Source organism: Parafrankia sp. EUN1f, assembly GCF_000177675.1.
GTDB lineage: Bacteria > Actinomycetota > Actinomycetes > Frankiales > Frankiaceae > Parafrankia.
The window spans coordinates 38,467-62,192 of record NZ_ADGX01000026.1; the positions used below are offsets into that span (position 1 = coordinate 38,467).

19 protein-coding genes are annotated in these 23,726 nt (G+C 72.0%); 4 read left to right on the forward strand and 15 right to left on the reverse strand.

Features of this window, described 5'->3' with window-relative positions:
* Nucleotides 1–46: 46 nt before the first annotated feature.
* From FREUN1FDRAFT_RS10495 to FREUN1FDRAFT_RS43660, 7 genes are all read right to left on the reverse strand, one after another.
* Entirely contained in the window at nucleotides 47–532 is a 486-nt protein-coding gene (locus tag FREUN1FDRAFT_RS10495; protein WP_006540002.1) for a hypothetical protein, read from the reverse strand.
* Between the two features lie 313 nt (nucleotides 533–845).
* Nucleotides 846–1,697, reverse strand: coding sequence for a hypothetical protein (locus tag FREUN1FDRAFT_RS10500; protein WP_006540003.1), 852 nt, complete (start codon nucleotides 1,695–1,697; stop codon nucleotides 846–848).
* Nucleotides 1,698–1,702: 5 nt separating this feature from the next.
* The gene (locus FREUN1FDRAFT_RS10505; RefSeq protein ID WP_006540004.1) at nucleotides 1,703–2,263 is read right to left on the reverse strand and encodes an OmpA family protein; all 561 of its coding nucleotides are present in this window, start codon (nucleotides 2,261–2,263) and stop codon (nucleotides 1,703–1,705) included.
* Between the two features lie 355 nt (nucleotides 2,264–2,618).
* Complete coding sequence (locus tag FREUN1FDRAFT_RS10510) at nucleotides 2,619–3,518, reverse strand: DnaJ domain-containing protein (protein ID WP_006540005.1); 900 nt, start codon at nucleotides 3,516–3,518, stop codon at nucleotides 2,619–2,621.
* A 132-nt stretch (nucleotides 3,519–3,650) separates the two neighbouring features.
* Nucleotides 3,651–4,421, reverse strand: a complete 771-nt coding sequence (locus FREUN1FDRAFT_RS10515) for a class I SAM-dependent methyltransferase (RefSeq protein WP_157474613.1) — start codon at nucleotides 4,419–4,421, stop codon at nucleotides 3,651–3,653.
* A 177-nt stretch (nucleotides 4,422–4,598) separates the two neighbouring features.
* Nucleotides 4,599–6,725 carry a serine/threonine-protein kinase gene (locus FREUN1FDRAFT_RS10520; protein WP_035951217.1) on the reverse strand — a complete coding sequence of 709 codons (2,127 nt, stop codon included), beginning with the start codon at nucleotides 6,723–6,725 and terminating at the stop codon, nucleotides 4,599–4,601.
* Nucleotides 6,726–6,901: 176 nt separating this feature from the next.
* A complete protein-coding gene (locus FREUN1FDRAFT_RS43660; RefSeq protein ID WP_006540008.1) occupies nucleotides 6,902–7,393 on the reverse strand; it encodes a hypothetical protein in 492 nt (163 codons plus the stop codon).
* A gap of 158 nt (nucleotides 7,394–7,551) precedes the next feature.
* On the opposite strand from FREUN1FDRAFT_RS43660, the gene FREUN1FDRAFT_RS46120 reads away from it, so the two are divergent.
* Nucleotides 7,552–7,842: a hypothetical protein gene (locus tag FREUN1FDRAFT_RS46120; protein ID WP_232295138.1), complete on the forward strand. Its 291-nt coding sequence runs from the start codon at nucleotides 7,552–7,554 to the stop codon at nucleotides 7,840–7,842.
* Nucleotides 7,843–7,895: 53 nt separating this feature from the next.
* On the opposite strand, the gene FREUN1FDRAFT_RS10530 is transcribed toward FREUN1FDRAFT_RS46120, so the two are convergent.
* Both FREUN1FDRAFT_RS10530 and FREUN1FDRAFT_RS10535 read right to left on the reverse strand, forming a co-directional pair.
* Entirely contained in the window at nucleotides 7,896–8,927 is a 1,032-nt protein-coding gene (locus FREUN1FDRAFT_RS10530) for a hypothetical protein (protein WP_006540010.1), read from the reverse strand.
* A 120-nt stretch (nucleotides 8,928–9,047) separates the two neighbouring features.
* Nucleotides 9,048–9,527, reverse strand: a complete 480-nt coding sequence (locus FREUN1FDRAFT_RS10535; protein ID WP_006540011.1) for a hypothetical protein — start codon at nucleotides 9,525–9,527, stop codon at nucleotides 9,048–9,050.
* 397 nt (nucleotides 9,528–9,924) lie between these two features.
* On the opposite strand from FREUN1FDRAFT_RS10535, the gene FREUN1FDRAFT_RS10540 reads away from it, so the two are divergent.
* On the forward strand, nucleotides 9,925–10,806 hold the full coding sequence (locus tag FREUN1FDRAFT_RS10540; protein WP_006540012.1) for a TIGR03854 family LLM class F420-dependent oxidoreductase: 882 nt from the start codon (nucleotides 9,925–9,927) through the stop codon (nucleotides 10,804–10,806).
* Between the two features lie 65 nt (nucleotides 10,807–10,871).
* Here FREUN1FDRAFT_RS10540 and FREUN1FDRAFT_RS10545 read toward each other — a convergent pair whose 3' ends face one another.
* Nucleotides 10,872–11,633, reverse strand: a complete 762-nt coding sequence (locus FREUN1FDRAFT_RS10545) for an SDR family NAD(P)-dependent oxidoreductase (protein WP_006540013.1) — start codon at nucleotides 11,631–11,633, stop codon at nucleotides 10,872–10,874.
* Nucleotides 11,634–12,010: 377 nt separating this feature from the next.
* Between FREUN1FDRAFT_RS10545 and FREUN1FDRAFT_RS10550 the strand changes: the two genes are divergently transcribed.
* Nucleotides 12,011–12,430, forward strand: a complete 420-nt coding sequence (locus FREUN1FDRAFT_RS10550) for a hypothetical protein (protein ID WP_006540014.1) — start codon at nucleotides 12,011–12,013, stop codon at nucleotides 12,428–12,430.
* Between the two features lie 87 nt (nucleotides 12,431–12,517).
* On the opposite strand, the gene FREUN1FDRAFT_RS10555 is transcribed toward FREUN1FDRAFT_RS10550, so the two are convergent.
* Together FREUN1FDRAFT_RS10555 and FREUN1FDRAFT_RS10560 are read right to left on the reverse strand one after the other, a co-directional pair.
* Nucleotides 12,518–13,333 (reverse strand): SDR family oxidoreductase, encoded by an 816-nt coding sequence (locus FREUN1FDRAFT_RS10555; RefSeq protein WP_006540015.1) that lies wholly within the window; start codon nucleotides 13,331–13,333, stop codon nucleotides 12,518–12,520.
* Nucleotides 13,334–13,570: 237 nt separating this feature from the next.
* The gene (locus FREUN1FDRAFT_RS10560; protein WP_006540016.1) at nucleotides 13,571–15,325 is read right to left on the reverse strand and encodes an adenylate/guanylate cyclase domain-containing protein; all 1,755 of its coding nucleotides are present in this window, start codon (nucleotides 15,323–15,325) and stop codon (nucleotides 13,571–13,573) included.
* Nucleotides 15,326–15,646: 321 nt separating this feature from the next.
* On the opposite strand from FREUN1FDRAFT_RS10560, the gene FREUN1FDRAFT_RS10565 reads away from it, so the two are divergent.
* Nucleotides 15,647–17,686, forward strand: coding sequence for a PAS domain-containing sensor histidine kinase (locus FREUN1FDRAFT_RS10565; protein ID WP_006540017.1), 2,040 nt, complete (start codon nucleotides 15,647–15,649; stop codon nucleotides 17,684–17,686).
* A gap of 25 nt (nucleotides 17,687–17,711) precedes the next feature.
* On the opposite strand, the gene FREUN1FDRAFT_RS10570 is transcribed toward FREUN1FDRAFT_RS10565, so the two are convergent.
* The 3 genes from FREUN1FDRAFT_RS10570 to FREUN1FDRAFT_RS10580 all read right to left on the reverse strand — a co-directional run bounded on the left by FREUN1FDRAFT_RS10570 (nucleotide 17,712) and on the right by FREUN1FDRAFT_RS10580 (nucleotide 23,440).
* Nucleotides 17,712–18,410: a hypothetical protein gene (locus FREUN1FDRAFT_RS10570; protein WP_006540018.1), complete on the reverse strand. Its 699-nt coding sequence runs from the start codon at nucleotides 18,408–18,410 to the stop codon at nucleotides 17,712–17,714.
* A gap of 44 nt (nucleotides 18,411–18,454) precedes the next feature.
* Nucleotides 18,455–18,889: a response regulator gene (locus FREUN1FDRAFT_RS10575; RefSeq protein WP_006540019.1), complete on the reverse strand. Its 435-nt coding sequence runs from the start codon at nucleotides 18,887–18,889 to the stop codon at nucleotides 18,455–18,457.
* A gap of 129 nt (nucleotides 18,890–19,018) precedes the next feature.
* Nucleotides 19,019–23,440 carry a diguanylate cyclase domain-containing protein gene (locus FREUN1FDRAFT_RS10580; protein WP_369809785.1) on the reverse strand — a complete coding sequence of 1,474 codons (4,422 nt, stop codon included), beginning with the start codon at nucleotides 23,438–23,440 and terminating at the stop codon, nucleotides 19,019–19,021.
* Nucleotides 23,441–23,726 lie beyond the last annotated feature (286 nt).

Here is a 23,726-nt window from a genome sequence, read left to right on the forward strand (position 1 = left end):
TCCACGGTCAGGCGCGCGGCAAGTCCGAGCCGACAACGAAAAAGACTCAGTCGATGGGGCGGGCAAAGGTCCCTCCCACGAAGCAGAGCATGGCGCAGACGATGCCGAGGACGGAGGCGACCATGGCCTCTCGGGCGCCCTCCGTCTCGTCGCCGGCGAAAATCATCGTCAGTACCAGCGTGCCCACCCCGACGACGGCGCCGATGGCGCCGAGCATGAAGCGGCGGGCGATGGTCTCCCGGGGCGGCAGGGTGGAGAGCGCGTCAATGGGCGCGATCCGCCCGGCGCGGGCCCGGTTGCCGACCCGGCGGCGGATGTCGCGCAGGCGGAAGGTGTTGCCGGCGATGAAGAAGCTCACCGCGGTGACAATCATCGAGCCGGTCACGGAGACCCGGGCGAACGGCGACGACAGCGTCACCCAGACCCAGACCTCCAGGACCGCGAGCAGGACGACGCAGGTCAGGATGACCACGGTCGACCGCATCAGGGCCGGGCTGAAGTGCTGTTCCTCGGGCTCGAACAGGACGCCCATCGGTCGCCTCCTCGCGGTGGTGGCTGTTCCGGCTGTGGGAGCGACGGTGGACGTGTTTCCTGCGTTTGCTGCGTTTGCTGCATTTCCGGCCGTGGTTCCGGTTCCAGGGGCGGCGGCGCGGGAGGACCTGATACCGGCGGTGAACGCGGCGCCGGCCGGGAGCGGTCCGGTGGTGGTTCCGGCGACGAACGCGGCGCCGGCCGGAAGCGGCCCTGTGGAGGCGATCCCTGTGGAGGCGATCCCTGTGGAGAAGGCGACTCCGCCCGGCACGGCTGCGCCCGTCCGCGCGGCGGGGCCGGTGGCCGGCCCGGTGTCAGCCGCAGTCACTGCTGATCCGTCGGCACAGCTCACCCTTGAGATAGCGGGCGATGTCCTGTTGTGGTTTGGTCGCGGGGCCGGCGTTCACCCCGATGAAGCGGACCTTGCCATCGGTGATGGGGGTCAGCTGCTGGGCCTCGGGGGAGAAACAGCGCCGCACCATCGCCTCCGCGATCTGCACCGACGCCTTCTTGCCGTCGACGTTGAGGCAGTCGGAGGCCTCGCCGGAGCCCAGCAGGTCGGTCCAGACCACGACGGTCACCGCGCCGATCCGGGCGCCCGGTGCGGCGCGCAGCGTGGCGATCTCGTCGTTCGTCCCGGACAGCAGCTTGGTGACGCTGCCGGTGGGGCTGACCTGTTCGCTCTGGACGATGTGGTCGACCTCCTCGGTGAGGGCGTCCACCGCGGCGTTGCGGTCCTTCTCCTCCCGGGTGTCGTTGTTTCGGTCGATCTTGAACAGTGCTCCGCCGTCGAGGCAGTCCGAGCTGGTCAGGCCCGCGTTTCCGCCGCCGCTGGCGAGGAGGCGGATGTACTGGCCCTCCCGCAGCGCCCCCTCGAAGTAGGGGCGCAGGTTCTCGGAGATCCGGGACGCGCTCTCCGTCGAGTTGTCCGAGATATCCAGATAGATCAGCAGCAGCGGGGCGTCGCTCTTGGGCGGGTCGTCCTGGTAGCTGGTGCAGTCGATGGGGCCGTCGGCCTTCTTGCCGAGCATCGTGTCCATCGTCTGGCAGCCGGCCAGCGCGGGCGCGACGAGCAGCACCGCGGCGAGCAGGCTGGTCGCCCGCAGCCGGGACGAGCCCCGCAGCCGGGACGAGCCCCGCAGCCGGGAGAAGCGCAGGCGGGTCATCCCGGTCACCTCAGCACGATCTCGACCCGGCGCCGGCTGGCGTCGGCAACGTTGTCGGCGGCGCCCGCCTCGCCCTTGGCGACGACCTCGAGCATGGCCGCGGGGATGTCCTGACTCGTGAGGTAGGTCTGGACGGCGACCGCGCGCTCCCGGGAGAGCTCCAGGTTGTGCTCTGTGGAGCCGAGGCCGTCGCTGTAGCCGACGACCTGGACCTTCCCGTCGTGCTCGCGGATCTGGGGCACGATGCCGGCGAGCGCCGTGGCCGCCTCGGGGCGCAGGACGTCGCTGTCGGCGTCGAAGAGGTAGTCGGCGCTGACCGTCGAGACCCGGCTTCCGTCGGCCTGGGTGATGAAGCTGCTCAGCGGCGGGAGCGGGTCCGCGGACACCGTCGGCGGCACTCTGGTGGCATGCGGGGCGGGGGTGAAGGTGGACGCGGCGGCGTCGTTGGAGCAAGCTGCGGTCAGCCCGAGCAGAGCAGCCAGCGCGAACGGTGCGCATACCGCGAGCCCGGGTAGCCGGCGTCCTGCGGACGCGGCGCGTCCGGCGGTGCGAAGCGCGAGATACACGGTCGGCCCCCAACAGCGAGTGCGGCGCCAACCATAACCGTGTCGATTAGCGCCGCTTCACCCAGGCTTGGGTGTTGTGTCAACAGTGGGGTGAGACCGTTTTGTGTTGACTTCATGGGAACGTGGTGGGGCTAATCGAAGGCCGGTGCCACCGGGTGCTGAGGTGGGCTCGAGAAAGTTGAGCTTTCCGGTTCGTGGTGTTCTGTCATGCTTTGGGCCACTCGGGCGCTCGGCGACGTGACACCCGGTCATGCTGGCGCGGAACATGCCCCGGAGCCGGCGAGGTGGGCACCTCACCGGCTCCGGGGCCGTGCGATGTCGGGACCAGCGACGTAAGGGTCAGCGACGTCAGGGATCAGCGACGTCGAGACGTGTTGACCGCGAAGACCGCCAACGGCGGAATGATCATCGCGGCCGCGGTCATGCCCAGCGCCACCGGAATGGAGTAGAGCCGGACAACCGCGCCGGCCAGCACGAACAGGGTCAGGCACAGTGCCATCGAGATCAGGTACCGGTGCCGTGCCCGCCGGCTCGGGCTCCAGGCCGTCGCGTCGTCGTCCGACCAGGCGGCCCAGATGTCGGGCTGGTCCGACTGCCAGACCGTGCTGTCCGCCGACTGCGCGCGTCGGCGCGAGCGTCGCCGCCCGCTGGTGGCGCTCCGGTGCCCGGGCTCGTCCAGGTTCTCCTGGCCGCCCAGGGAGCCGTCGGCGCCGCCGAAGGGCCCTGAGTCGGCCCTGAGTGGCCCTGAGCTCGTCCCGAACAGCCCGGAGCCTGCCCCTGCGGCACCTGTGGCTCCGGCCCAGGCGTCGGGCGAACCCGCACCCGGCGCCGGTGCGCCCGATCCGCCGGCCTGGGCCTGGCCCGGGGCCGTGGCATCCGGCCGGCCCGAGCGCCCGGACGGATCCGGTGCTGCCGAGCCCGCCCGACCGCCGGAGCCGGTCCGTCCGCCGGGCGTGCCCCGTCCCTGCGGCGAACGGTTGCCACCGGAACGGCCCGGCTCGTCATAGGCGTCGAGCAGGTGGGCGAGCCACAGATCATGGGCACGCCGCATGCCGGGATCGGAAAGCACCCGGTATGCCGCGTTTACCCGAAGGAATGCACGTTGGGATCCGCCGGCATCCGGATGAGCGCGTTTCACCACGCGGCGATAGGCAGCGTGGACTTCCTCGTCCGAAGCCGTTGGTGCGATCCCGAGCACCTCGTACATCGAGGCCCGCAAGTACTGGGCCGACTGGCTTTTTGGCGTATCACGCATGGCGATCACCTCCCGGCGCCCGTGCATTGGGGCGTCGCGTCGACCTGAACCCCACCGTAGGCCGGATCTCGCGGATCGGCCCGTTCCAGTCGCGGTGAGCGACGCCACGGATAGCCCGAAGGTCGGTCGCCGTCAGTGCGGCTTGGCCGTGACGAAGATCGATGTGGAGGGAACGAACTGCCCTCGAAGGGGGCCCCACTGGCCCCAGACCTGGTCGTGCCCCTCAGGCCATTCCGGCTCGATGACGTCGACTAGTACCAGGCCAGCGGCAACGATCTCCCGGATCCGGTCGCCCATCGTCCGGTGTGCCTCTATATAGAGCGGTTCACCTGCGGCGGAATGCTCCGTATACGCGCGACGATCGAAGTAACTGTGGAAGACGACTAGCCCGTTGGCGTCGGGGGCATCCGGCAGACACCACACGAAGGGGTGGGTGGTGGAGAAGATCCACCGGCCTCCCGGCCGCAACACCCGGGCGGCCTCCCGCATCAGGGCGAGGCTGTCGGCGACGAACGGGACGGCACCGAACGCCGAACAGGCGATGTCGATGCTCTCCGAGCGGACCGGGAGAGTGATCGCATCCGCCTGGACGAGCGGAACCGGCACTCCGGTGTCTTCGTTCAGCCGGCGCGCCTGGGCCAGCTGGCCGGCTGAGAGGTCGGTGGCGATCACCTTCGCGCCCTGGGTGGCCAGCCACCGCGCGCACTGGGCCGCGCCGCAGCCGATCTCCAGCACGACCCGCCCGGAGACGTCGCCCAGCAGCCGTACGTCGGACTCGCGAAGTCCCTCCGGGCACCAGCAGAAGTCGACGTCGCCGAGGAACTCGCCGTGCTCGGCGTAGTAGGCGGGGGCCTCGTTGTCCCAGTAGTGCCGGCTCGCGGCCCTGGCGTCGTCCGAGTCCATCTCGGTGTAGCCGTAGGAGGGATCGGTCGGAATGGTCACGGCGGCAATGCTCGCACCACCCGGCCGGAGCAGCTCCACCGCCGGCCGGAGCAGCTCCGCCGCCGGCCGGAGCAGCTCCACCGCGGGCCGGAACAGGGCCGCCGCCGGCCGCCAACTGCGGGTAGCCGCCGGCTGCGGTCAGGCGCAGGTGTGGGTGACCGCGGTGCCGATCACTGCCCGGTTCTCCACGATGCTCACCGGGGTGTAGACGACGGTGCCACTGCCCTCGCGATCGACCAGGCGCCCCCGCCGGCTTTCACCGACCTCCCTGGCACGGCCCTTCAGGGAGTCCAGGCCGACCTCACGGTCCGCCGGACCGAACGGGCCGGTACCCACCAGGCCGGCCTGCTGCGGCGCCTGCGTGGCGTACACCCGGACGACGCAGCCGGGAACCGTCGTCCAGCGCAGCACCGTTCCGCCGAGGGTGTCGCGGGCCTCCAGGTCCACGACCGCGCGCGGCCGGGCGATGACCCTGGCGGCGACCTCGGTGAAGGTCTCGGGCCGCAGCCCGTCCGACTCCTCGCCGGCGGCGACCCAGACGCGGTACCGGTAGACGGCGCCGGCCTGCACGTCGCTGTCCACGAAGCTGCCCTTGAAACCGCGATAACGGCGCATCGCCCCCCGAACGGACGACGTCTCGTCGTGGGTCCGTTCGATGATCACCTCGTCGTGGCCGGGCATCAGACGCCACGAGAGGGCCACCGCGTCGTCGGTCATGTCGGCGCGCAGGGCGGTGACCGGGGGAAGCACGGTCCGCACCGGGCTACGGGCCGCCGCGGACCTGGCCGCGCCCGCGCTGCGCGGGCCGACCGCGACCACCTCGTGCCAGACCTGGACGCCCTTGGGGACGCCCGCGTCGAACAGCTCCGTGGCGGAGGTGATCCCGAGGCTGCGCTCCCGGCGGCCGCCGTCGGCCTCGGGGGCGGCGACCACGCGCACCACCCGATAGCTCTCGGCGCCGGGCGAGGCCGTCCAGGCGATCAGCAACGCGCCGTCCTGTTCGACGACGGTCACTTCGGCCGGCGGCGGTGGCGCTCCATCGGCCGGGCTGGGTCTGCCGTCCGTGCCGGGTCTGCCGTCCCTGCTGGGGCTGCTGGCGGGGCTGGGGCGGCCGGTGGGCCGTGGAACGGAGCTGTCGGCAGGGGCGGTAGGCCGTGAGGCGGGGCCCGCGCCGGGGCGCGCGAGGGTGGTGGGCGCGTCCGGATCCGGCAAGGGCGGTTGGAGCCGCGACGCCGGGGTGTCGTCGGCTCGGGTGCGCCAGCCGAGACCGTCCACGCGGACCACGGGACCGCCGCCACCGGGCTGCCCAGGCTCGTCCGGCGCCGGCGGTGTCGGTGTCGCCTGGCCAGCACCGCCGAGGACGGCTGTCCCGGTGCGGGAGCCGACGCCGCCCGACAGGGCGCCGAGCGTGATCGTGCCGGTCGCCTCCACGGCCGGCCTCGCGTCGGCGAGCTCGCCGAGCATCGACCGGGCCGCGCCGGCCGGGAGCCGCCGCTGTGGTTCCTTCTCCAACAGGCCGGTCAGGATGCCGGCCAGCGGACCGGCGCGTCGCATGGGTGTCGGCGGATGGAGCAGTACGGAGGTCAACATGGCGCCGAAGCTCTCCCGCTCGAACGGGGGATGCCCCTCAACGGCGAAATACAGTGTTCCGCCCAGGCTGAACAGGTCGGCTTCGAACGTGGCCGGAGAGTTGTTCAGTCGCTCCGGCGCCATGTACAGCGGCGTGCCGAGCACTCCGGTCACGGTCAGCGTCGGATCGCCGTCGCCGGTCGCGATACCGAAGTCGGTGAGCACCACCCGTCCGTCCGTGCCGATCAGGATGTTCGACGGCTTCACGTCGCGGTGCACGATCCCCCGGTCGCGGGCGGCGAGCAGCGCGTCGATGACGGCGACGCCGATCTGGGCGACCGCCGGCACCGGCAGCGGCCCGGAGTCACGCACCATCTCGAACAGCGACCGCGACGGCACCAGCTCCATGACGATCCACGGCAGGCCGTTCTCCAGGACGACATCCAGGATGGTCACCACATGCGGGTGGCCGCGCAGCTTGGCGGCGTGCCGGGCTTCGCGCATCGCGCGTTCCACCCGTTCGGCCCGCTCGTCGCTCGGCACACCGCCGGCGAACTCCATCTCCTTGAGCGCGACCTCGGTCTCCAGGACCTCGTCGAAGGCACGCCAGACCGTCCCCATCGCGCCTGCTCCGAGCCGTGCGACAAGCCGGTAGCGTCCCGCGACGAACCGTGCACGTTCCGGACCGACTGCCACCTGACCCCCTCGGCCCCACACATCACCGTGGCCAGCATCTCAGGCGACTGTTGGCAACGGGACACCGAGGACGGATCGCCGACAATCAGCTTTTCCATCTCACGGTGCGCGGTCAGGCCACCGCGGGTTCGAGCCGACGATGGAAAGGGCGCAATCTCCGTCGGTCCTCCGACGGATCAGCCGCGCAGGAGCCACAACTCCACACCGTCGACCTGCTTCGGCGGTGTGCCCACGATGCCGGTCATCAGCCTGGACAGCTCGGCGCGCCGCGGCGTCGGCCCCAGGATGACCGCCGCCGGCGCGAGTTGGGCGAACGTGCCGCGCACGGCGGGATCAGCGAGCGCGGCGTCGGCGTCCGCCCGGCCCTGCTCGATGGCCACCAGGGCGCTGTTCAAGGGGTCCGTCCACGCGTTGAACACGGCGCGGCCGTCCGGGCCCGGGATGGTGCAGTAGCAGCCGGGCAGGCGGAAGCGGTAGTGCGCCTCGGCCTGCCACAGCATGGCCTCGGTCCGGGACGGATAGGGGTAGGGCAGCACGAGCGCCGTCGCGCCTTCGGGAACGGCCTCCACCGCGGCGCCGGTGAAGAAGGCGGGCGTGACCGCGGCCGTCGTGATGTGGGCGCGTGGCAGTAGCGGCACCACGACGGCCACGGCCGCCAGGACGGCCATGACGAGCCCGGTGCGGCCGGTGCGGCTGGCGAGGGCTGCGCCGATCGTTCCCGGTCGGCCGGCCCGTCGGCACGAGGCTTCCTGACCGGCGGTGCATCGCCGGGGGCGCGATGGCGCGGGGTGCGCTGTGTGTGCGGGGCGTGCCGGGCAGGCTGGGTGTGCTGGGTGTGCTGGGTGTGCGGCACGGACCCTGGCTGCCGGGCGCCGGGGCGTGTGGCCGTGGCCGCCCGGTGCAGACCGGCCGCGACGACGATTCCCACGAACATCATCAGATAGAGCGCGAAGCGGGACGGAAGCGCGCTGTTGATGACCGGCGCGTCCTCCAGGGCGAGCCAGGGCAGTGGAACGCCGGTGATCCGGCCGTCCACGTGCAGGTGGCCGCCGAGGGAGAGCACCGCCGTCACCACCGCCAGCGGAGCGAACAGGGCCACAAGCGGATCGCGCCGTAGCCGGATGGCCACGGCAGCCGCAACGAGAACCAGCGGGAGGCCGAGGTAGCCGGTCACCTCCACCGCGTTGCCGGTGAACCGCGCGCTGTGCCGCAGCGCGACGTCGGGTGCGACAAGCTGGGCGGGGTCGGCGTGACGAAGGTCAGCAGGTCCGACACGGCGACGTTGTGTGGCTGGATGTTGCCGTGGACCCGAAGCGGGCCCAGGAACTGGACGGCCAGCGGCCACAGCAGCAGCGCCGCGGCGACGGCCGCGCAGACAGCGAGGCCGCGCGCGAGCGCCCCGGCGCGGGCCCGTGCGACGTCGCGGTGCAGGAGCGCCGCGATGACCAGGCCCGTCCCGCCGACCAGGGCCGACGTCGCCACGATCTCCTCGGAGATCAGAGCCTGGGCGACGACCGCGAGCCCGAGCAGGGCTCCCGTGCGCGCCGGCGGGCGCCCCCGCACCACCAGGTCGTCGAGCAGCGCGAGCAGCAGCGGTGGGAAGACCGCGAACGTGAGGTGCAGGTGGCCGTAGGACTCGCCGATCATGTACGGCCCGAACCCGTAGAGCAGGCCGGCCAGCGCGGCGGCCGGCGCGGACATCCAGCGCAGCAGCACCCGGAACAGCGCGAACGCCGACAGCGCCGGTGCCAGTGTCAGCAGGAGGTTGAGGGAGACGACCGGGCCGAACAGCGCGGTCACCGGCGCGACGAGCAGCCCGAGGAGCGGGATGGGCGTGCTCCAGAGGATGTTGGTGCCGGTGGGAGCATTCAGATGGGACGTGACGAACGGGTCCAGGCCGGACGTGAGTGCGTGCGGGATCCAGCCGAGATACCACGCGAAAAGCACCGAGTCGCTCTCGCCGTAGAGCACGCCGCCGGGCTCCGCCCACGCCGCCCGGAAGATCAGGACCGCGAGCGCGAGATACCCGGCGAGAACGGCGAGCGATCTGGGAACTCGGCGCAGGGCCCGGCTTGGACCGGCCGCGGATGTCAGACGGCTGCCGGCCTCGCCCGTCCCGCCCGTTCCATCCGTCCCGGCGGGGCCGGCCGGAGGAGCGGCCGGCCGGACGGCCTGGGACGCCGGATCCGCGCAGGTTGCCACACCGTTCCCCCCTCAGCACGGACGGACGTAGCCGATCGCGGGCCGATCTGCGGCTGAAACGGCATGTCTACACCTGAGGCGCTATGCGCCCGGATCCATCCGATGTACGTGGATTAGACCCTAATGCTTACTGTGGGTCCTGTGCGGGGGCGGCTGGTCGCCCTGGTCGTCCCATTCGGCGACGAGTGCCGACCACCTGCGATAGCGCGCGACCGGGTAACGCGGAGAAACCCGGCCGCGCGGGTCGAAGACCGCGACGGGGTACCCGCGCTCGGCGCGGTAACCGCGTTCCGCGATGATCACGCGACCGCCCAGCCGGGCCACGCCGACCACGCAGGGGTACCTCGTCCACCGTGGCCGGCGGGCCGCCGCGAGCAGTGCGGAGCTGCGCCAGGCGTAGAGGCCGCACACGCAGTCATCGGCCGGTGTCCGCTCGTGCGGAGCCTGCCGGCCCGTCTCGGTGCGCAGGCAGCACGCCTCGGTCAGGCCGTCGGGGCGCCACAGCAGCAGGCCCGTGGGGAACGGTGACCACGGGGTCCAGGCGGGGCGCAGCAGGCCGTCGCCGTCCACGGCCCACTGGCGCCACCCGAGCAGGCTCACGCGGGGGCCGGCTCGACCGCGGGTTCGGCTGGTTGAGCTGGTTGAGCTGGTTCGGCGGGTTCGGGCCGGGCCGGGACGTGCACGGGAGCTGTCAGCGGCTCCTCGTCTGGAAATCCGATCGGTTCGTCCTCGACGATGCGTTCTGGCTTGCCGACGTCGCCCATTCATGGAACGGTCCCGGGCCGCCTCGGTGGGGTCAATGCCCCGATTTGCCCAAGCGGGGCCAGTCCTCGCGGGGAGTGGTCGGCCACCCGTCCGTCCTGTCCGGCCCGTCCGTCCTGCCCCGCCTGCCTGCCGCGCCTGCCTGTCCGCCTGCCTCGCTCGCCCGACCGCTCGCCGTCGCCGCCCGTGGGCCGGCTGGCCGTCCTGTGTGCGGCGTCCGCCATAAGGTGCTTGTATGAAGATCCGTATCGGGATCGGCTTTGCCTCGGTGTCCGGCGGGGAGTTCACCGAGCGAGTCGATGCGATGGAGAAGCTCGGCCTGGACTCGCTCTGGCTGTCCGAGCAGCTCTCCACCGTGGCTGTCGACCCGCTCGCGGGCATGGCCTACGCGCTGGGACGCACCAGCGCTCTCAAGGTGGGAACCAGCGTCGCGGTGCTTCCCGGGCGCAATCCCGTGCTGCTCGCCAAGCAGCTCGCGACGATGGCAGCGCTGGCTCCGCGGCGGGTTCTGCCCGTGCTGGGGCTCGGCCCGGCCCGCGCCGCGGACAGGTCCGCGTTCCCGGTGCCGGCCGGGCGGCGGGGGGCGGTGTTCGACGAGGCGCTGCTGCTGGTGCGGCGGCTGCTGGTCGAGGAGTCCGTGACCTTCCACGGTGAGTTCTTCGATGTCAGCGAACTCGGTATCGGTGAGCGTCCGCCCCGCCCACTCGACATCTGGCTCGGCGGTGCGGCGCCGGCGGCACTGCGTCGCATCGGCCGCCTCGGCGACGGATGGCTGGCCAGCCTGGTCGATCCGGCGGAGGCCGCCGCCGGAATCGCGGCGATCAACGCCGCGGCCGCGGCGGCGGGCCGGGAGATCGACCCCGAGCACTTCGGGCTCAGCCTGCGCGTCACGTTCGGTGAGCTGTCGGCGTCGACCATGGAGGCACTGCGGGCTCGGCGGCCCGACAGCGACCCGGCCGAGCTCGTGCCGCTGGGCTGGGCCGCGGCGCGGGATCTCATCGCAAGGTATGTGGCGGCCGGGGTGAGCAAGTTCGTCATCTACCCGGCGATCGGGCCGACCGGCTGGCCGGAGTTTCTCGACGGCTTCGTCCGCGAGCTGGCGCCGCTGCAGACCTGACCTGCTCGGGTGGGCCGGCTGCCTGGCTCGAGACGGCGGCGCGGCTCGAAGATCTGGCAGCCTGGTCAGATGACGGTGATTCCGCCGTCCACGACGAGCGTCTGGCCGGTGACGTAGCTGCCGGCGTCGGAGGCGAGGAAGACCAGCGCGGCGGTCAGCTCCTCGACCTCGCCGAACCGCCCCGCGAGGATGCGCGACTCCCGCTCCTCCACATAGCCGGGCCGGTACTGGTCGGTCATCTCCGTCTTGAAGAAACCTGGCGCCAGGGCGTTGACCCGGATCCCGCGCCGCGCGGTCCACTGCTGGGCCAGGTCGCGGGTCAGGCCGATCAGGCCGGCCTTGCTGGCCGAGTAGGCGGCCTGGGGGAGCCCGCCGCTCTTGAGGCCGAGGACGCTGGAGATGTTCACGATGCTGCTGCCGGGCTGCATGACCCGGCCGGCGGCCTGAGCCATCCAGTAGCAGCCGTTGAGGTTGACGTCGATGACGGAACGGAACTGCTCCGGAGTCTCCCGCGTCGCCGGGGCCGCCCATCCCAGACCGGCGTTGTTGACCAGGATGTCAACCCGCCCAAAGGTGGTCATGGCCTCGTCCACGAGCCGTTGACAGGCGTCGGGGTCGGCGACGTCCGTACCGACGCAGACGGCCCGGCGACCCTCCTTCTCCACCAGCGCCGCGGTGGCTGCCAGCCGGTCCGTGCGACGCGCGCCGAGGGCGAGGTCGGCACCGGCCTCGGCGAGGCCTCGGGCGAATCCGACCCCGAGGCCCGAGGAAGCACCGGTGAGCACGGCGACCTTGCCGTCAAGACGGAATCTGTCCAGCACTGACATGTCAGTTCCTCGCTTCCGGCGTTCTGAGCTGGTCCGCAGCGTAAGCGGCACTTCGTCGGGTGGCTGGGCCACTCCGTGGAGCCACCGATTCTCGGCGTCCGCGCCGCCCACACGCGACCGATCCGTGTACCACCCGCGACCGATCCGAGTACAGGCTGCCGGTACGGGGCAGAATCCCGGGACGGAAACGGCCTCATGGTGCGGGTGGACCAAGCGGCCAGTCGGCTACGCCGAACAGCGGTGTCGCGCACCCCAGGGGGCGGTCGGAGGAAAAAGGATCCTGTTTGCCACTTCCCCTTTGTGACGTCACACCTCACAATCTGGCCATCATTCTTGGTCGAGTTGGCGGCCGAGTAGGCGTCGGTGGAGGAGGAGCCGTGGAGCAGGCGGAAGGACGTCGACTCGCCACGCGGACGACGTCGGGCAGTCATGTGATCGTGGGCCTTCGCGCCGGAGACGCCGGAGATCTCGCCGATGTCCTGCTGGCGGCGGAGCTCGCGGCACGGATGGGGTCCCGGCTGGTCGTCGTGGCCGTGCGTGACCGGTGGTCGCGGTGGGCCCGCTGGTCCACGGGCATGTACGGGGCGTTCGGGATGGAAGGCGTCGCGTACGCCTCCCGCAACGCCGAGCAGGAGGTCGACGACGAGTTCCAGCAGCGGGTCGCGGACGTCGTCAGCCTCGTCAACGTCGAGTGGACCCTGGAGTGGGTCAGCGGCTCGTGCGAACGTGCCGCGATGCGCTACGCCCGGCGTAACCCGACCGCGCTCGTGATGTTCCGGCCGCCCTCCGGGCGTTGACGGGGGCTGGTGCCGGTGGGCTGGTGGGCTGAGTCGGCCCGCCACCGGTTCCCGCCCTGAGACCGGACGTGCTCTCCGGCAGGCGGCTCAGCGTCCGCCGGAGACGTCCACGATCGCGCCGGTGGTGTAGGAGGCGCCGTCCGAGCACAGCCATGCGACGGCATCGGCGACCTCGTCGGCGGTGCCGGGCCGGCCGGCCGGGATGGTGCTCGCCGCCTGCGCCGGCCGGTCGGCATCCCCACTGGTCGCGTGGATGTCGGTGAGAATGATCCCCGGTCGGACCGCGTTCACCCGCACCTTCTCGCCCGCGACCTCCCGGGCCAGACCGATCGTGAACGTGTCGATCGCGCCCTTGCTTGCCGCGTAGTCGACGTACATCCCGGGGCTGCCGAGCCGGGACGCCGCCGAGGAGATGTTGACGATCGACCCGCCCGGCCCGCCGTACCGGGTCGACATCCGGCGCACGGCCTCGCCGGCGCACACGATCACCGAGATCGTGTTGATGGTGAACATGCGGGTCAACCGGTCGACCGTCATCTCGTCCACCCGGGCGGAGCGGTCGGTGACCCCGGCGTTGTTCACCAGGACGGTGAGCTGGCCGAGGCTGTCCGCGGCGGTGAACACCTCGGGGATGCTCGCCGGCTCCTCGACGTCCGCGGCGACGGCGATCGCTCCGGTCGGAGTCCCTGGCAGGCCGTGCTCGGCGTGGAACTCGCGCGTGGCGGCGTCACACGCCCGGACGACCTCCGCGGCGGCGTCCTTCTCCTTGCGGTAGGTGAGGCAGACCGTCCACCCGGATCTTGCGAGCAGGCGGGCGGATGCGGCCCCGATCCCTCTGCTCCCACCGGTCACGACAGCCACGCCACGGCCTGCCTTCGGCACCGACCGCTCCGACAGCGTCATCGTGTTCCTCCTGGTCCTGTCCGGCCGTCCTGTCCGGCGGGGGCCCGGCGGTCGGGCCGAGGCCGGGCCGGGCCACCGGCGGCTCGTCTCGGTCGGCACCTCGGTCGGCATCATCCTCTCTCGGAGCCTGACCCCGGCCACTCGACGGCCCTGGTCAGGGGGGGCAACCCCAAACAGGACCAATGGGATCGAACGGGTACCAAGCGGGACCGGGCGGGTGTCGAACGAGGCCTCCCCTCAGGCCGCGGGCCGCAGGAGCCTCCGACGCCGGCGCGGAGCCTTGCCGGTGGCGGCCCGGGACATGCCGGGCCCGGTCGCGTCCCGTCGCGCCCCGATCGCGGGCGCCTGCATGGGTACTGACATCGGCACCGACACCGGCGCGGGCACCGACACGGGCGCCGGCACGGAAGCCGAGGCCGGATCCGTGGCCGAGGCCACGCCGGCAGGCGGGATGGGCCAGGCGGGGAGTACCCGAAACGCGAACACGTCGCCGACCCGGCCCTTCACCGGGCGCGGGTCCAGCGGGACGACGAGGTCGGCCGGAAGCGCCGCCGCCGTCGCCGCGCTGAGGATCGTCGCGCCCGCCTCGGCCATGGTCTGCAGCCGGGCGGCGAGGTTCATCGTGTCGCCGACCAGGGTGTACTCCCGGCGGGCGTCACAGCCCAGCAGTGCCGCGGCGACCTCACCCGTGGAGACGCCGACGCCCAGCCCGAAAGGCTCCAGGTCGCCGCGCCTGGCCCACTGCTCGTTCAGGGCGTCCTGGCGGCGGTGCATGGCCGCAGCGGCGCGCACCGCGCGCTCCCGGTGGTCGCTGGTCGGATTCGGTGCGCCGAAGACGGCGACGACCGCGTCGCCGGCGTACTGCAGGACGCTGCCGCCCTCGTCGAGGATCGCCGCGTTCATCTCGCGTCGATGTTCGTCGAGCTGGTGCGCGAGCACCATCGGGTCCGTGCGCTGCGCGATGCCCGAGTAGCCGCGGATGTCCGACATCAGGACGGTGACGTCGAGGCGTTCCGCGCGACTGGCGGCCGTGGCGTCGTCGCGCAGCTTCTCCGCCAGGCCACTGGGCAGCAGCCGTGCGAACTCGGCGTCCTGCTCCTCTCGTTTCATCAGCGCCTCGTGCAGCATGCGCAGTCGGCGCAGGGCCCCGGCCTGCCCCGCGCTCGCGCCCTGGGCGAGCCGGAGCAGCAGAGTGTCGATCGCCGCGTTGACCGCGGCGGGGGTGTCGCCGTGACGCGCCGCGATCGCGGCGACGGGCCGCCCGTGGGCGACGTCGCGCAGCAGCTCCTCCTGCTCCGGGCTGAGCGTCCCGGACTCGCGAACCGGTGTCATGACGGCCGCGACGATGTCGGGGTCCAGCAGGGAGCCACCGGTGGCCACCTCGCGGATGGCCCGGGCCAGCAGATCGGGGTCGGCGACCCGTTCCTTCAGGAGGTAGGCATAGCCGGAAGCACCGTCCCGAAGCAGTGCGATCGCGTAGTCGGGCTCGTCGTACTGGGAGAGGAGCACGATGCCCGTAGCCGGGTTCGCCGCGCGGATGAGCTGGGCTGCGCGTACCCCTTCGTCGGTGAAATCCGGCGGCATGCGGATGTCGGTCACGACCACCTCGGGACGCAGCCGGCCGGCGGCCCGCACGAGTTCGTCGTGGTCGGCGGCGACTCCGATGACCGAGATGTCCGCGACCTGGGAGAGTAGCGCCCGGACACCCTCGCGGACGATAAGGTTGTCGTCCGCGAGCAGCACGGTGATACGCGTCGTCCGCACTGTGTTGATGTTTTTCGCGCGGTCGTTTTCTGCGGTGATGTCTGCTGGCCTGGTAGCGCCGGCCGCGGCGGCTGCCGCCGCCGTCCGGTCGCCGGCGCCGGGGCCGTCGCCGCGGGCCGCGTGGTCGCGCCCGGTGGTGTGGTCGCGCCCGGTGTGGTCGTTCCCCGTGGTGTGGTCGTTCGTGGTGTGGCTGGTTGTACTGTCGCCCGCCCTGCGGTTGCGCGCCATGGCAATATTCAGCCGATTCGGCACCGCCGGCGCCAGCAGGCTGGGGTCACCCCGGCGGGGGTGCTGGCACCACCTTCGTGGGGCGGACTGGCCTCACCGCTCGCTGTGCACACTGCTTACCGCTCGTCGCTCGTCCCGGGTAGCCGGTCGCAGGTCGTGGTCGCCGCTGGCTGTGGTCGCGCGGCGTCCGACACCAGGCAGGCTAGATCGTATGTTCCTTATAAGGATTCCGTTTCAATCCGTACGAGGTCGATCCTGGTAAGCGGCGCGGGCTAACATGCGTCATTGCGTGACACATCGTTCACAGTCTGGGAGTTGTCGTTGGCGGGATATGCCGACGTCCCGCCTGGCAGTCTGCTGGATGCCGCGCCGGACGCGATCGTCGGTGTGCGCCCGGATGGCCGCATCGTGCTGGTGAATGCCCAGGCCGAGTGGCTGTTCGGGTACAGCCGCGAGGAGCTGGTCGGCCAGCCGGTGGAGATCCTCGTGCCCGAGGTGTTCCGCGCGGCCCACCCGGCTCGGCGGGGCGCGTATCTGGCGGATCCGCGGCCACGGCCGATGGGCGCGGGTATGGAGCTCGCGGCCCTTCGCCGGGACGGGACCCAGTTCCCGGCCGAGATCTCGCTCTCGGCCGTGCGGACCGCAGAGGGCACGTTCGTCACGGCGGCGATCCGTGATGTGACAAGTCGTAAGCGTGCCGAGGCGATGTTCCGGGGCCTGCTGGAGGCGGCGCCGGACGCGATCGTCGGCGTGCGTCCGGATGGCCGCATCGCGTTGGTGAACGCGCAGGCCGAGCGGCTGTTCGGGTACGGCCGCGACGAACTGGTCGGCCAGTCGGTCGAGATCCTCGTGCCGGAGTCGGCCCGGCACCTGCACCCACAGCACCGCGAGCGTTATTTCAGCGATCCGCGGCCACGCCCGATGGGCGCGGGCATGCAGCTCGCCGCGCGACGCCGGGACGGGACGGAGTTCCCGGCCGAGATCTCGCTGTCCGCGCTGGAGACCGAGGACGGGCTGCTCGTCTCCGCCGCGATCCGGGACGTCACCGACCGGCTGGAAGCGCAGGCGGAGCGGGAGCGGCTACGGGCCCAGGCCGAGCGGGAGCGGCTGGAGGTGCAGCTCCACCAGTCGCAGCGACTGGAAAGCCTGGGCCAGCTCGCGGGCGGGGTGGCGCACGACTTCAACAACCTGCTCGCGGTCATCATCAACTACACGACCTTCGTGGGGGAGGTCGTCACCGACGCGGCAAAGGTCCAGGGTGGCCGCTGGGAGTCCGCCCGGCAGGACATCGAGCAGATCCAACGGGCCGCCGAGCGGGCCGCGCAGCTGACCCATCAGCTCCTCGCCTTCGGCCGGCGCGAGGTCGTGCAGCCCAAGCCGCTCGACCTCAACGGGGTCGTTCACGACATGGAGCAGCTGCTGCGCCGCACCCTCGGCGAGCATGTGGAGCTGCACACCTCCGCGTACCCCGGCCTGTGGCCCGTGCTGGCCGACGTCGGCCAGATCGAGCAGGTTCTGGTCAACCTCGCGGTCAACGCCCGGGACGCCATGCCAGGCGGCGGCACGCTCACCATCGACACGGCGAACGTGCGGGTCAACGAGGAGACGGCCGGTACGCGTCCGGGGGCGCGCCCCGGGCGTTTCGTGCACCTGCGGGTCAGCGACAGCGGCACGGGCATGCGCCCGGAAGTCGTCACGCGGGCCTTCGAGCCCTTCTTCACCACCAAGGCGAAGGGTGAGGGCTCCGGGCTGGGCCTCGCGACGGTCTACGGCATCATCACCCAGGCGGGTGGCCACGTGGAGATCATCTCGACGGTCGACGTCGGCACCACCGTCAGCGCGATGCTGCCGGCGATCGAGGGTGCCGTGCCGGCGATCGAGGAGGTCGCGACGGGCGGTGAGCTGTTCGGCGGCGAGACGATCATGGTCGTGGAGGACGAGTCCGCGATGCGCGAGCTCACCCGGCGCATCCTCGCCCGCAACGGCTACCGGGTGATCACGGCCCGCAGCGGCCCCGAGGCGATCACGATGGCGCAGCAGCTGACGGCCGACATCCACCTGCTGCTGACGGATGTCGTCATGCCGCAGGTGCTGGGCAGGGAGGTGGCGGAGCGGATCTGCCTCGGGCGCCCGAGCCTGCGGGTGCTTTACATGTCCGGGTACGCCTATCCCGCACTCGCCCAGAACGGGACGCTCGCTCCCGGGCTCGCCCTGCTCACCAAGCCGTTCTCGGAGCGGGTGCTGCTGTCCAAGGTGCGCGAGGTGCTCGACGCCGCCCCGGCGGCCCGGCCCGCGCCCGGCCAGGCCCCGGCCGAGGCGGGTCCGTACCCGCTCCCGTGGTCGGCCGACGGCGGCGGCTGAACCGGGCCCGGCGCTGCCGCTGCCGCTATCGCTGCCGGTTGCCGCGGCGCGGCAACCGCACCGCGGCCGACCATGCGCCGGTCGCGGGGTCCGTCCGCAGCTCGGCGCCCAACAGCTGCGCGATCGGCGCGAGTCGCTCCCGCCAGCTCGCCGTGTTGTCCCGCGTCGCCAGTGGGCCGTCCTCGTCGTCGATGCCCGCGGGCCGCACCTGGTCGTCGGCCTCGGCCGTGAGATCCGGGGCGAAGGGCTGAACCGTGTCGGCATACGCGACGCGCAGCGCCAGGTCGATGCCCTCGGGCCTCGCCCGCACCGACACCAGGGCACGCGCGGCCTGGTGTATCGGATCGCTCTCCTGAAGCAACAGCTGAACGGCGGCGAGCAGGACGGCGACCTCTCCCAGCACCGGAGGGGCGGAATCGAGGTCCAGGCTGATGTACAGCCTTTCCACGAGCACCCCCTCGACCCGTTGGGTCAGGCCGAGCTCGAGCATCTGCCGTGGGCTGTTGCCCGGACGGAACGGCGATGGCGGCCGGTGCAACGTGGCCGCGGTGTCACGCAGCCTGGTCTCGATCTGGGTGACCCGGTCGGCCAGGTCCTCGGTCAGGTTGCGGCGCAGGCTCGCCAGCGACAGCAGGATGCCGGTGAGCTCCTGCATCGGGCCGTCGTGCAGGGCGTCGGTCAGCGCCCGGCTCTCGCGTTCCTGTAAGGCGATCATGAGGAACATGAGGCGTTCGGTTGCGTGGGCCGGTCCGACTGGTCTCGGCTGGCTCACCCGGCCCGCCCGGGGCGTACACCGTCCCACGGGCCGTTCTCGGCGGGGCGGCGGCCGGCAAGGCGGTTGACCGCGTCGAGGAGGTCGTCCGCCCGGAAGGGCTTGAGGAGAACCGCCACCTCGTCCGGTGTGGGATCGGCGACGGCGCCGGTGAGCACGAGACAGCGCCGGGAGACGAGCGGGTCCTGCGCACGGAGCAGGGCGAACAGCTCGGTGCCTCGTTCCGGGCCGAGCCGGGTGTCGATGACGATGGCGTCGAACTCCAACGGCCGCAGTGCGAGGGCCTCGGCGATGCCGGCGGCAGTGTCCACCGCCCAGCCACCGTCGGCCAGCACCCGCGCCGCGAGGACCCGGATCATCTCCTGATCGTCCACCACAAGCGCCCGTGGCCGGACGTGCCGGGGCGCCTCACCGCTATATGGGTTCCGCACGCGCCACCTCGGTCGCCCTCAACCAGGACCTCATCGCCGCCTGTCAGCCGAACGGCGACACCATACGGCACGACCCTGATGCTGGATGGCGCAACCACGAGGTCTCGTGTCGCGATGTGCCAGCATTGGTCACCATACGTGCTCGACACCTGCTCCGGGAAGCGGGCTGCCTGCACCGCCGACACCGTCCCTGCTGACTGTGTCGTTCGTGTGGTCCGTTCGCGTCATCGGGTGCCTGGAATCCGGTGAGCGTGCGGGATCCGTCGGGTCCGCGAGGGTGATCCGGCCGGCGCGGTTGCGGCGCGCAGGGGGTGTGAGCGGTGCGGCCGGGGGGCCGCCGCCGGCCCGCTTCGCCTCGTACATGGCGGCGTCGGCCAGCCCGATGACGGCCTGCGGGTCGGCCACCCCGCGGGAGAGCGCGACGCCGACGGTGGCGCCCACCGACACCAGCTGCCCGTCCGCGAGGATGGGCCGGCGCAGCGCCGAGGTGATCCGATCCGCGGCGTCCCAGGCCACCGTCTCCACGTCCAGTCCACCGGTGGGCGCGGTAGACCCGGCCAGTACGGCGACGAACTCGTCACCGCCCACGCGGAACACCGCTCCCCGCTCGGGCCGGTACCAGGCCCGCCCCGCGATGCCGCACAGCCAGGACGACGGCCGGCGCAACCGGCGTCGTCCTTCGTCGTACCGCTCACCGCCCCCGAGGCCCATGGCAGCTCCGCCGGACCCGTCGCCCGCTCCGACCAGCGACTGCGTGCCATCCGGCGACTGCGCTCCATCCGGCGACCGCGCTCCATCCGGCGACCGCGACTGCGTGGTGTCCGCGGCGCAGCCATACGCGGCATCTCCAGCGGCGTCGTCGTCGCGGCTGTCGCCTTCGCCCTCGTCGTCGATGTCGATGTCGCTCCCGGTGTCGCCCTCGGAGGTGAGGATCCGTCGGATTCGCGCCGCGGCCACGCGCAGCACGTGGTCACCGACCGCGTGTCCGAAGGTGTCATTGATGGGTTTGAACCTGTCGAGATCGACGAGCAGGATCGCGAAGGCCGCCTGATCGCGTGAGATCGTCTCAAGGTGCTCCGCGAGCGCCGCCCGGTTGGGCAGGCCGGTGAGCGGGTCGTGGCGGGCTCGTCGACGCAGCTGTTCGGTGAGACCCCGCCACTGCCCGATCTCCCGGCAGGTCAGGACGGGAACATGCGGCTGCCCCGCCGAGGCCGGCATCTCCCAGGCCGCGGCCTCGATGTCGAACCAGCGGTAGGTGCCGTCCTGCGTCTCGAGCCGGACATCCTGTAGCGACGGGCCGTCCAGCGGTGTGCTCAGGAGCATGCGCACGGCGGGCCGGTCGTCGGGGTGCACGTAGCGCAGCAGGTCATGGCCGACCATCGTCGCTCTGTCCCGGCCCAGCAGGTTGCCGACCGCCGCGCTGGCGAAGGCGAGCCGCCCGCCGCGGTCGAGCAGGATGACGATGTCGCTCGCCTCGTGCAGGAGGACGCCGAGCTCGTCGAGGTCCTGGCGGATGGCGCGCTCCTGCCGCCGGTTGGAGACCGCGAGCCCGATGATCGTCACACCGATGATGCCGAAGAGCAGCCCGTTGCCGAGTGGACGATGCTCCCGCACACTCTGCTCGACCACGTCGGCGGTCTGGTCGAGCAGCACGTAGCCGCCACCTTTGATCGCGGCCGCGACGGCGATCGTGTCGGGTCCGCTGCGCGAGTGCACCTGCGTGGGCTCGCCGTTGCGGATGCCGACAAGCTCGGCCGGGTCGACCAGGACGCGGCCCACCAGAGTCCCGTCCCAGGCCAGGATCGCCTGGCCGTTCTGGTCGAGGATCGAGATGCCGCCCTGGCCGAGGTCACTGGACAGTCCGTCGGTCGTGCGAAGGATCCGGGCCGCCGGCAGGATGTTCGTCGGGCACATCATGAGCTGAGCGGCCGTCGCGCCATCCCGCAGGATCGGGGTGACGGTGCAGATTCGGTCACCGCCCGCGACCGGCAGCAGCGGAGTCATCGCCCCGCCCTGACTGGAGCGGGCCCACAGCGGGTTGTTCGGAGGAATCGGCACCTCCGCCCCGGGCGGCTCGACCGCCATCGGCCTGCCGGTCCGATCGACCACGGCGAGAAGTGCGCTGGGGCCGGCGATCGGTGTCGCGGCCATGGTTCGCAGGGCTTCGACGAGGGCGGCGTGGTTGTTGAGGTCCCACGGAAACTCCGAGACGGCACCGGTAAGCCGAGCGGGATCGCTGACAGCGTGCGCGTACTCGGCGAAATGCTCGACGAGCGCCGCGCCGGCCGCCAACCGCTGCCGTTGGGCCCGGGCGCCCGCGGAGGCTTCCACGGACAGCCCGGTGGCCGCTGTGCCCAGCAGGACCACGAGCACCGTCACGGAAGGGAACACGGCGGTCAGCCGCCGCCGACGCCCGCCGCCCGGCCGGTACGGCGCGGCCCCGCGGCCGCCGCGGCCCGCCCGTCCGCGCCACCGTCGCGAGATCGCCCGGTCGCCGCCTGCCGGCGCTGGGACCGCTCGCGATGCCACGGAGCTTCCCGGGGCCGACAGCGCTGTCCGTGCCGGGCTGGCCGGCTCCTGCTCCGTCCGATGCCGGCCCGTGATCGGGCTCCCGTCGACGCTCTCGCCGGCGCCTGCGCCGACGCCCGTGTCGACCGCGGCATCGCTGTTCACGCCCGTGCGGCTGTTCACGATCGCGTGGCTGTTCACGCTCGTGCCGCGGTCCGTGCCGCGGTCCGTGGCGTGGGTTACGGCCTCGGCCCCTGCCTCGGCGACGCTGAGCGCGTGGCAGCCGCGGCCCGCGGCCTTGGCTCGGTACATCGCCTCGTCCGCGGTCCGGACCAGGTGTTCGGGTGGGCACGCGGCGCGGGTGACCCCGACGCCGATGCTGGCGTCGACAGTGACCTCGGCCGTGTCCAGAACGATCGGTTCACGCAGCACCGCGCCGATGCGCTCGGCGAGCTCGGCGGCGCTCTCCTCGTCGACGCCGGGGAGGACGACACCGAACTCGTCGCCGCCGAAGCGGCAGGGCGTGGGTGTGCCGGCGGCCATCGGCGGCACGGCATCGGCCGCGGGGGCCGCCGCCTTCGCGCCGGCGGCAGGTACGGCGGTGAGCACAGCGGTGAGCCGCTCGGCCACGACGGTCAGTACCCGGTCGCCGGCGGCATGCCCGTAGGTGTCATTGATCGGCTTGAAATGGTCCAGGTCGATGAACAGCACGGAGACGGGCTCGGCCGGTTCCCGGTCGGCGAGTGCGGTGGCGAGGCGATCATCGAAGGTCGCCCGGTTGGCCAGGCCCGTAAGCGGGTCGTGCTGGGCCTGGAACCCGAGCTCGTCGAGCAGAACCCGCCGCCGCTCGATCGAGTGGCAGGTGAGGACCACTCGTCCTGGACGAATCGTGTCGGCGAGCCGCCGCGCCGACACGTCGAACCAGTGCTCGCCGCCGGTGCTGGACAACAGCCGGACGTTCATCACGGTCGAGGGGTGCGCCTCGGACAGCTCGGACAGCACCGCGGCGACCCGGAGCGTGTCGGCGCGGTGAACCAGCGTCGAAAGCTGCCGCCCGCGAAGCGCGTCCGGGTCGTGCCCGAGCCGGGACAGCACCGCCGGGCTCACGAACTCCAGGAGGCCGTCCGCCGAGACGGTCATCACGATGTCGCGGCTGGCGGCGAGCAGGGAGCGTAGATCGTCACGCCGGCGAAGGGTGCGCGTCTGCTCGTGCAGACCGACGGCGGCGATCGAGAGGACGGCGACGACCGTCACCACCAGCAGGGTGACCAGGCGGTGGGAGTGCTGGGTCCGCAGCTGTGCGTATAACTGGCTGGTCGGCTGGGCGAGGTAGGTGAAGTACCCGGTGGTCGGCTGGGCCGCGGCGATGTGGGTGTAGCCGTTCTCGCCGCCGGTGGCCCAGATCGTGGGCTTGCCGGCCGAGCGTCGCGCCTCGCCAAGCCGCACCGGGTCGAGCACCCGGGTTCCGATCAGGGCTCTGTCCGTGGAGACCAGCGCGACGCCGTTCGGATCGACTGTTGAGACGGAGCCCTTGCCGGGTAGTCGCAGCAGCGAGCCCAGTGCGGTGCCGAGCTGGGCGCCCGATTCCTCGGAGGAGACGCTGACGAGGACGGCCCAGGGGCGGGCTCCGCCCACCGGGACGACGGTTGCCCGCACGACCAGCCCGTTCAGCCTGAACACCGGTGACACCGCGTTGTCGCCGCGCCAGGCGGTCGCCCAGGCGGGCCCGAGGTCCGTGACGTCGAGGGTCTCGTGCGCCGGCCTGATCGTGAGGGGCGCCCCGGACCGGTCGATCAACGCGACCAGCAGGGTGGTGTCGCCGCTGGTGGTGAACTGGAACCTGGCTGCCAACTGGTTGTTGAGACCGGAGTTGCCGCGCTCGAAAGCCGTGCTGTCGACCAGGGCGCGCAGATCGGCCGGGTCGTCGGTGCCGGCTTCCCAGCTCGCCAGGTTCCTGATCAGATTCGCGCGGCCCGTGAGGCGGGTGCTCTCGGCGCCGTCGAGCCAGCGCCCGCCGACGACCAGTGCCACTGCGCTCAGCACGAGGATCGCGAGGACGCCACTCAGAAGGGGTGAACAGGCAGGCCGGACCGGGTTATGGAACCACAACCGCCGCCTGACCGGTGGCCGGGCGTGTTCGTCAGTCGCCGTCCAGCGCCGCCGGTGGGCCATCGTCATCAGTCGGTTTCCGCTCCACCATCTCGCCGTCGGCATGACGGCCTCGTGCCGGAACCGATCTGGACCGTGGTATTGCCGCGGTCTGTGCAATCCCGGCAGCAAGAGCATACGAGTGTGCGTCTCGAGACTTTCGCTGGCCGGTAGGTCGCCG

What these genes read in the sequence shown, in the direction of transcription:
- FREUN1FDRAFT_RS10570 (WP_006540018.1), bottom strand. Translation starts at nt 18,410, where the DNA reads ATGTTCCTCATGATCGCCTTACAGGAACGCGAGAGCCGGGCGCTGACC.
- FREUN1FDRAFT_RS43660 (WP_006540008.1), bottom strand. Translation starts at nt 7,393, where the DNA reads ATGGCCGTCCTGGCGGCCGTGGCCGTCGTGGTGCCGCTACTGCCACGC.
- FREUN1FDRAFT_RS10515 (WP_157474613.1), bottom strand. Translation starts at nt 4,421, where the DNA reads ATGGACTCGGACGACGCCAGGGCCGCGAGCCGGCACTACTGGGACAAC.
- FREUN1FDRAFT_RS10500 (WP_006540003.1), bottom strand. Translation starts at nt 1,697, where the DNA reads ATGACCCGCCTGCGCTTCTCCCGGCTGCGGGGCTCGTCCCGGCTGCGG.
- FREUN1FDRAFT_RS10495 (WP_006540002.1), bottom strand. Translation starts at nt 532, where the DNA reads ATGGGCGTCCTGTTCGAGCCCGAGGAACAGCACTTCAGCCCGGCCCTG.
- FREUN1FDRAFT_RS10555 (WP_006540015.1), bottom strand. Translation starts at nt 13,333, where the DNA reads ATGACGCTGTCGGAGCGGTCGGTGCCGAAGGCAGGCCGTGGCGTGGCT.
- FREUN1FDRAFT_RS10560 (WP_006540016.1), bottom strand. Translation starts at nt 15,325, where the DNA reads ATGGCGCGCAACCGCAGGGCGGGCGACAGTACAACCAGCCACACCACG.
- FREUN1FDRAFT_RS10540 (WP_006540012.1), top strand. Translation starts at nt 9,925, where the DNA reads ATGAAGATCCGTATCGGGATCGGCTTTGCCTCGGTGTCCGGCGGGGAG.
- FREUN1FDRAFT_RS10545 (WP_006540013.1), bottom strand. Translation starts at nt 11,633, where the DNA reads ATGTCAGTGCTGGACAGATTCCGTCTTGACGGCAAGGTCGCCGTGCTC.
- FREUN1FDRAFT_RS10510 (WP_006540005.1), bottom strand. Translation starts at nt 3,518, where the DNA reads ATGCGTGATACGCCAAAAAGCCAGTCGGCCCAGTACTTGCGGGCCTCG.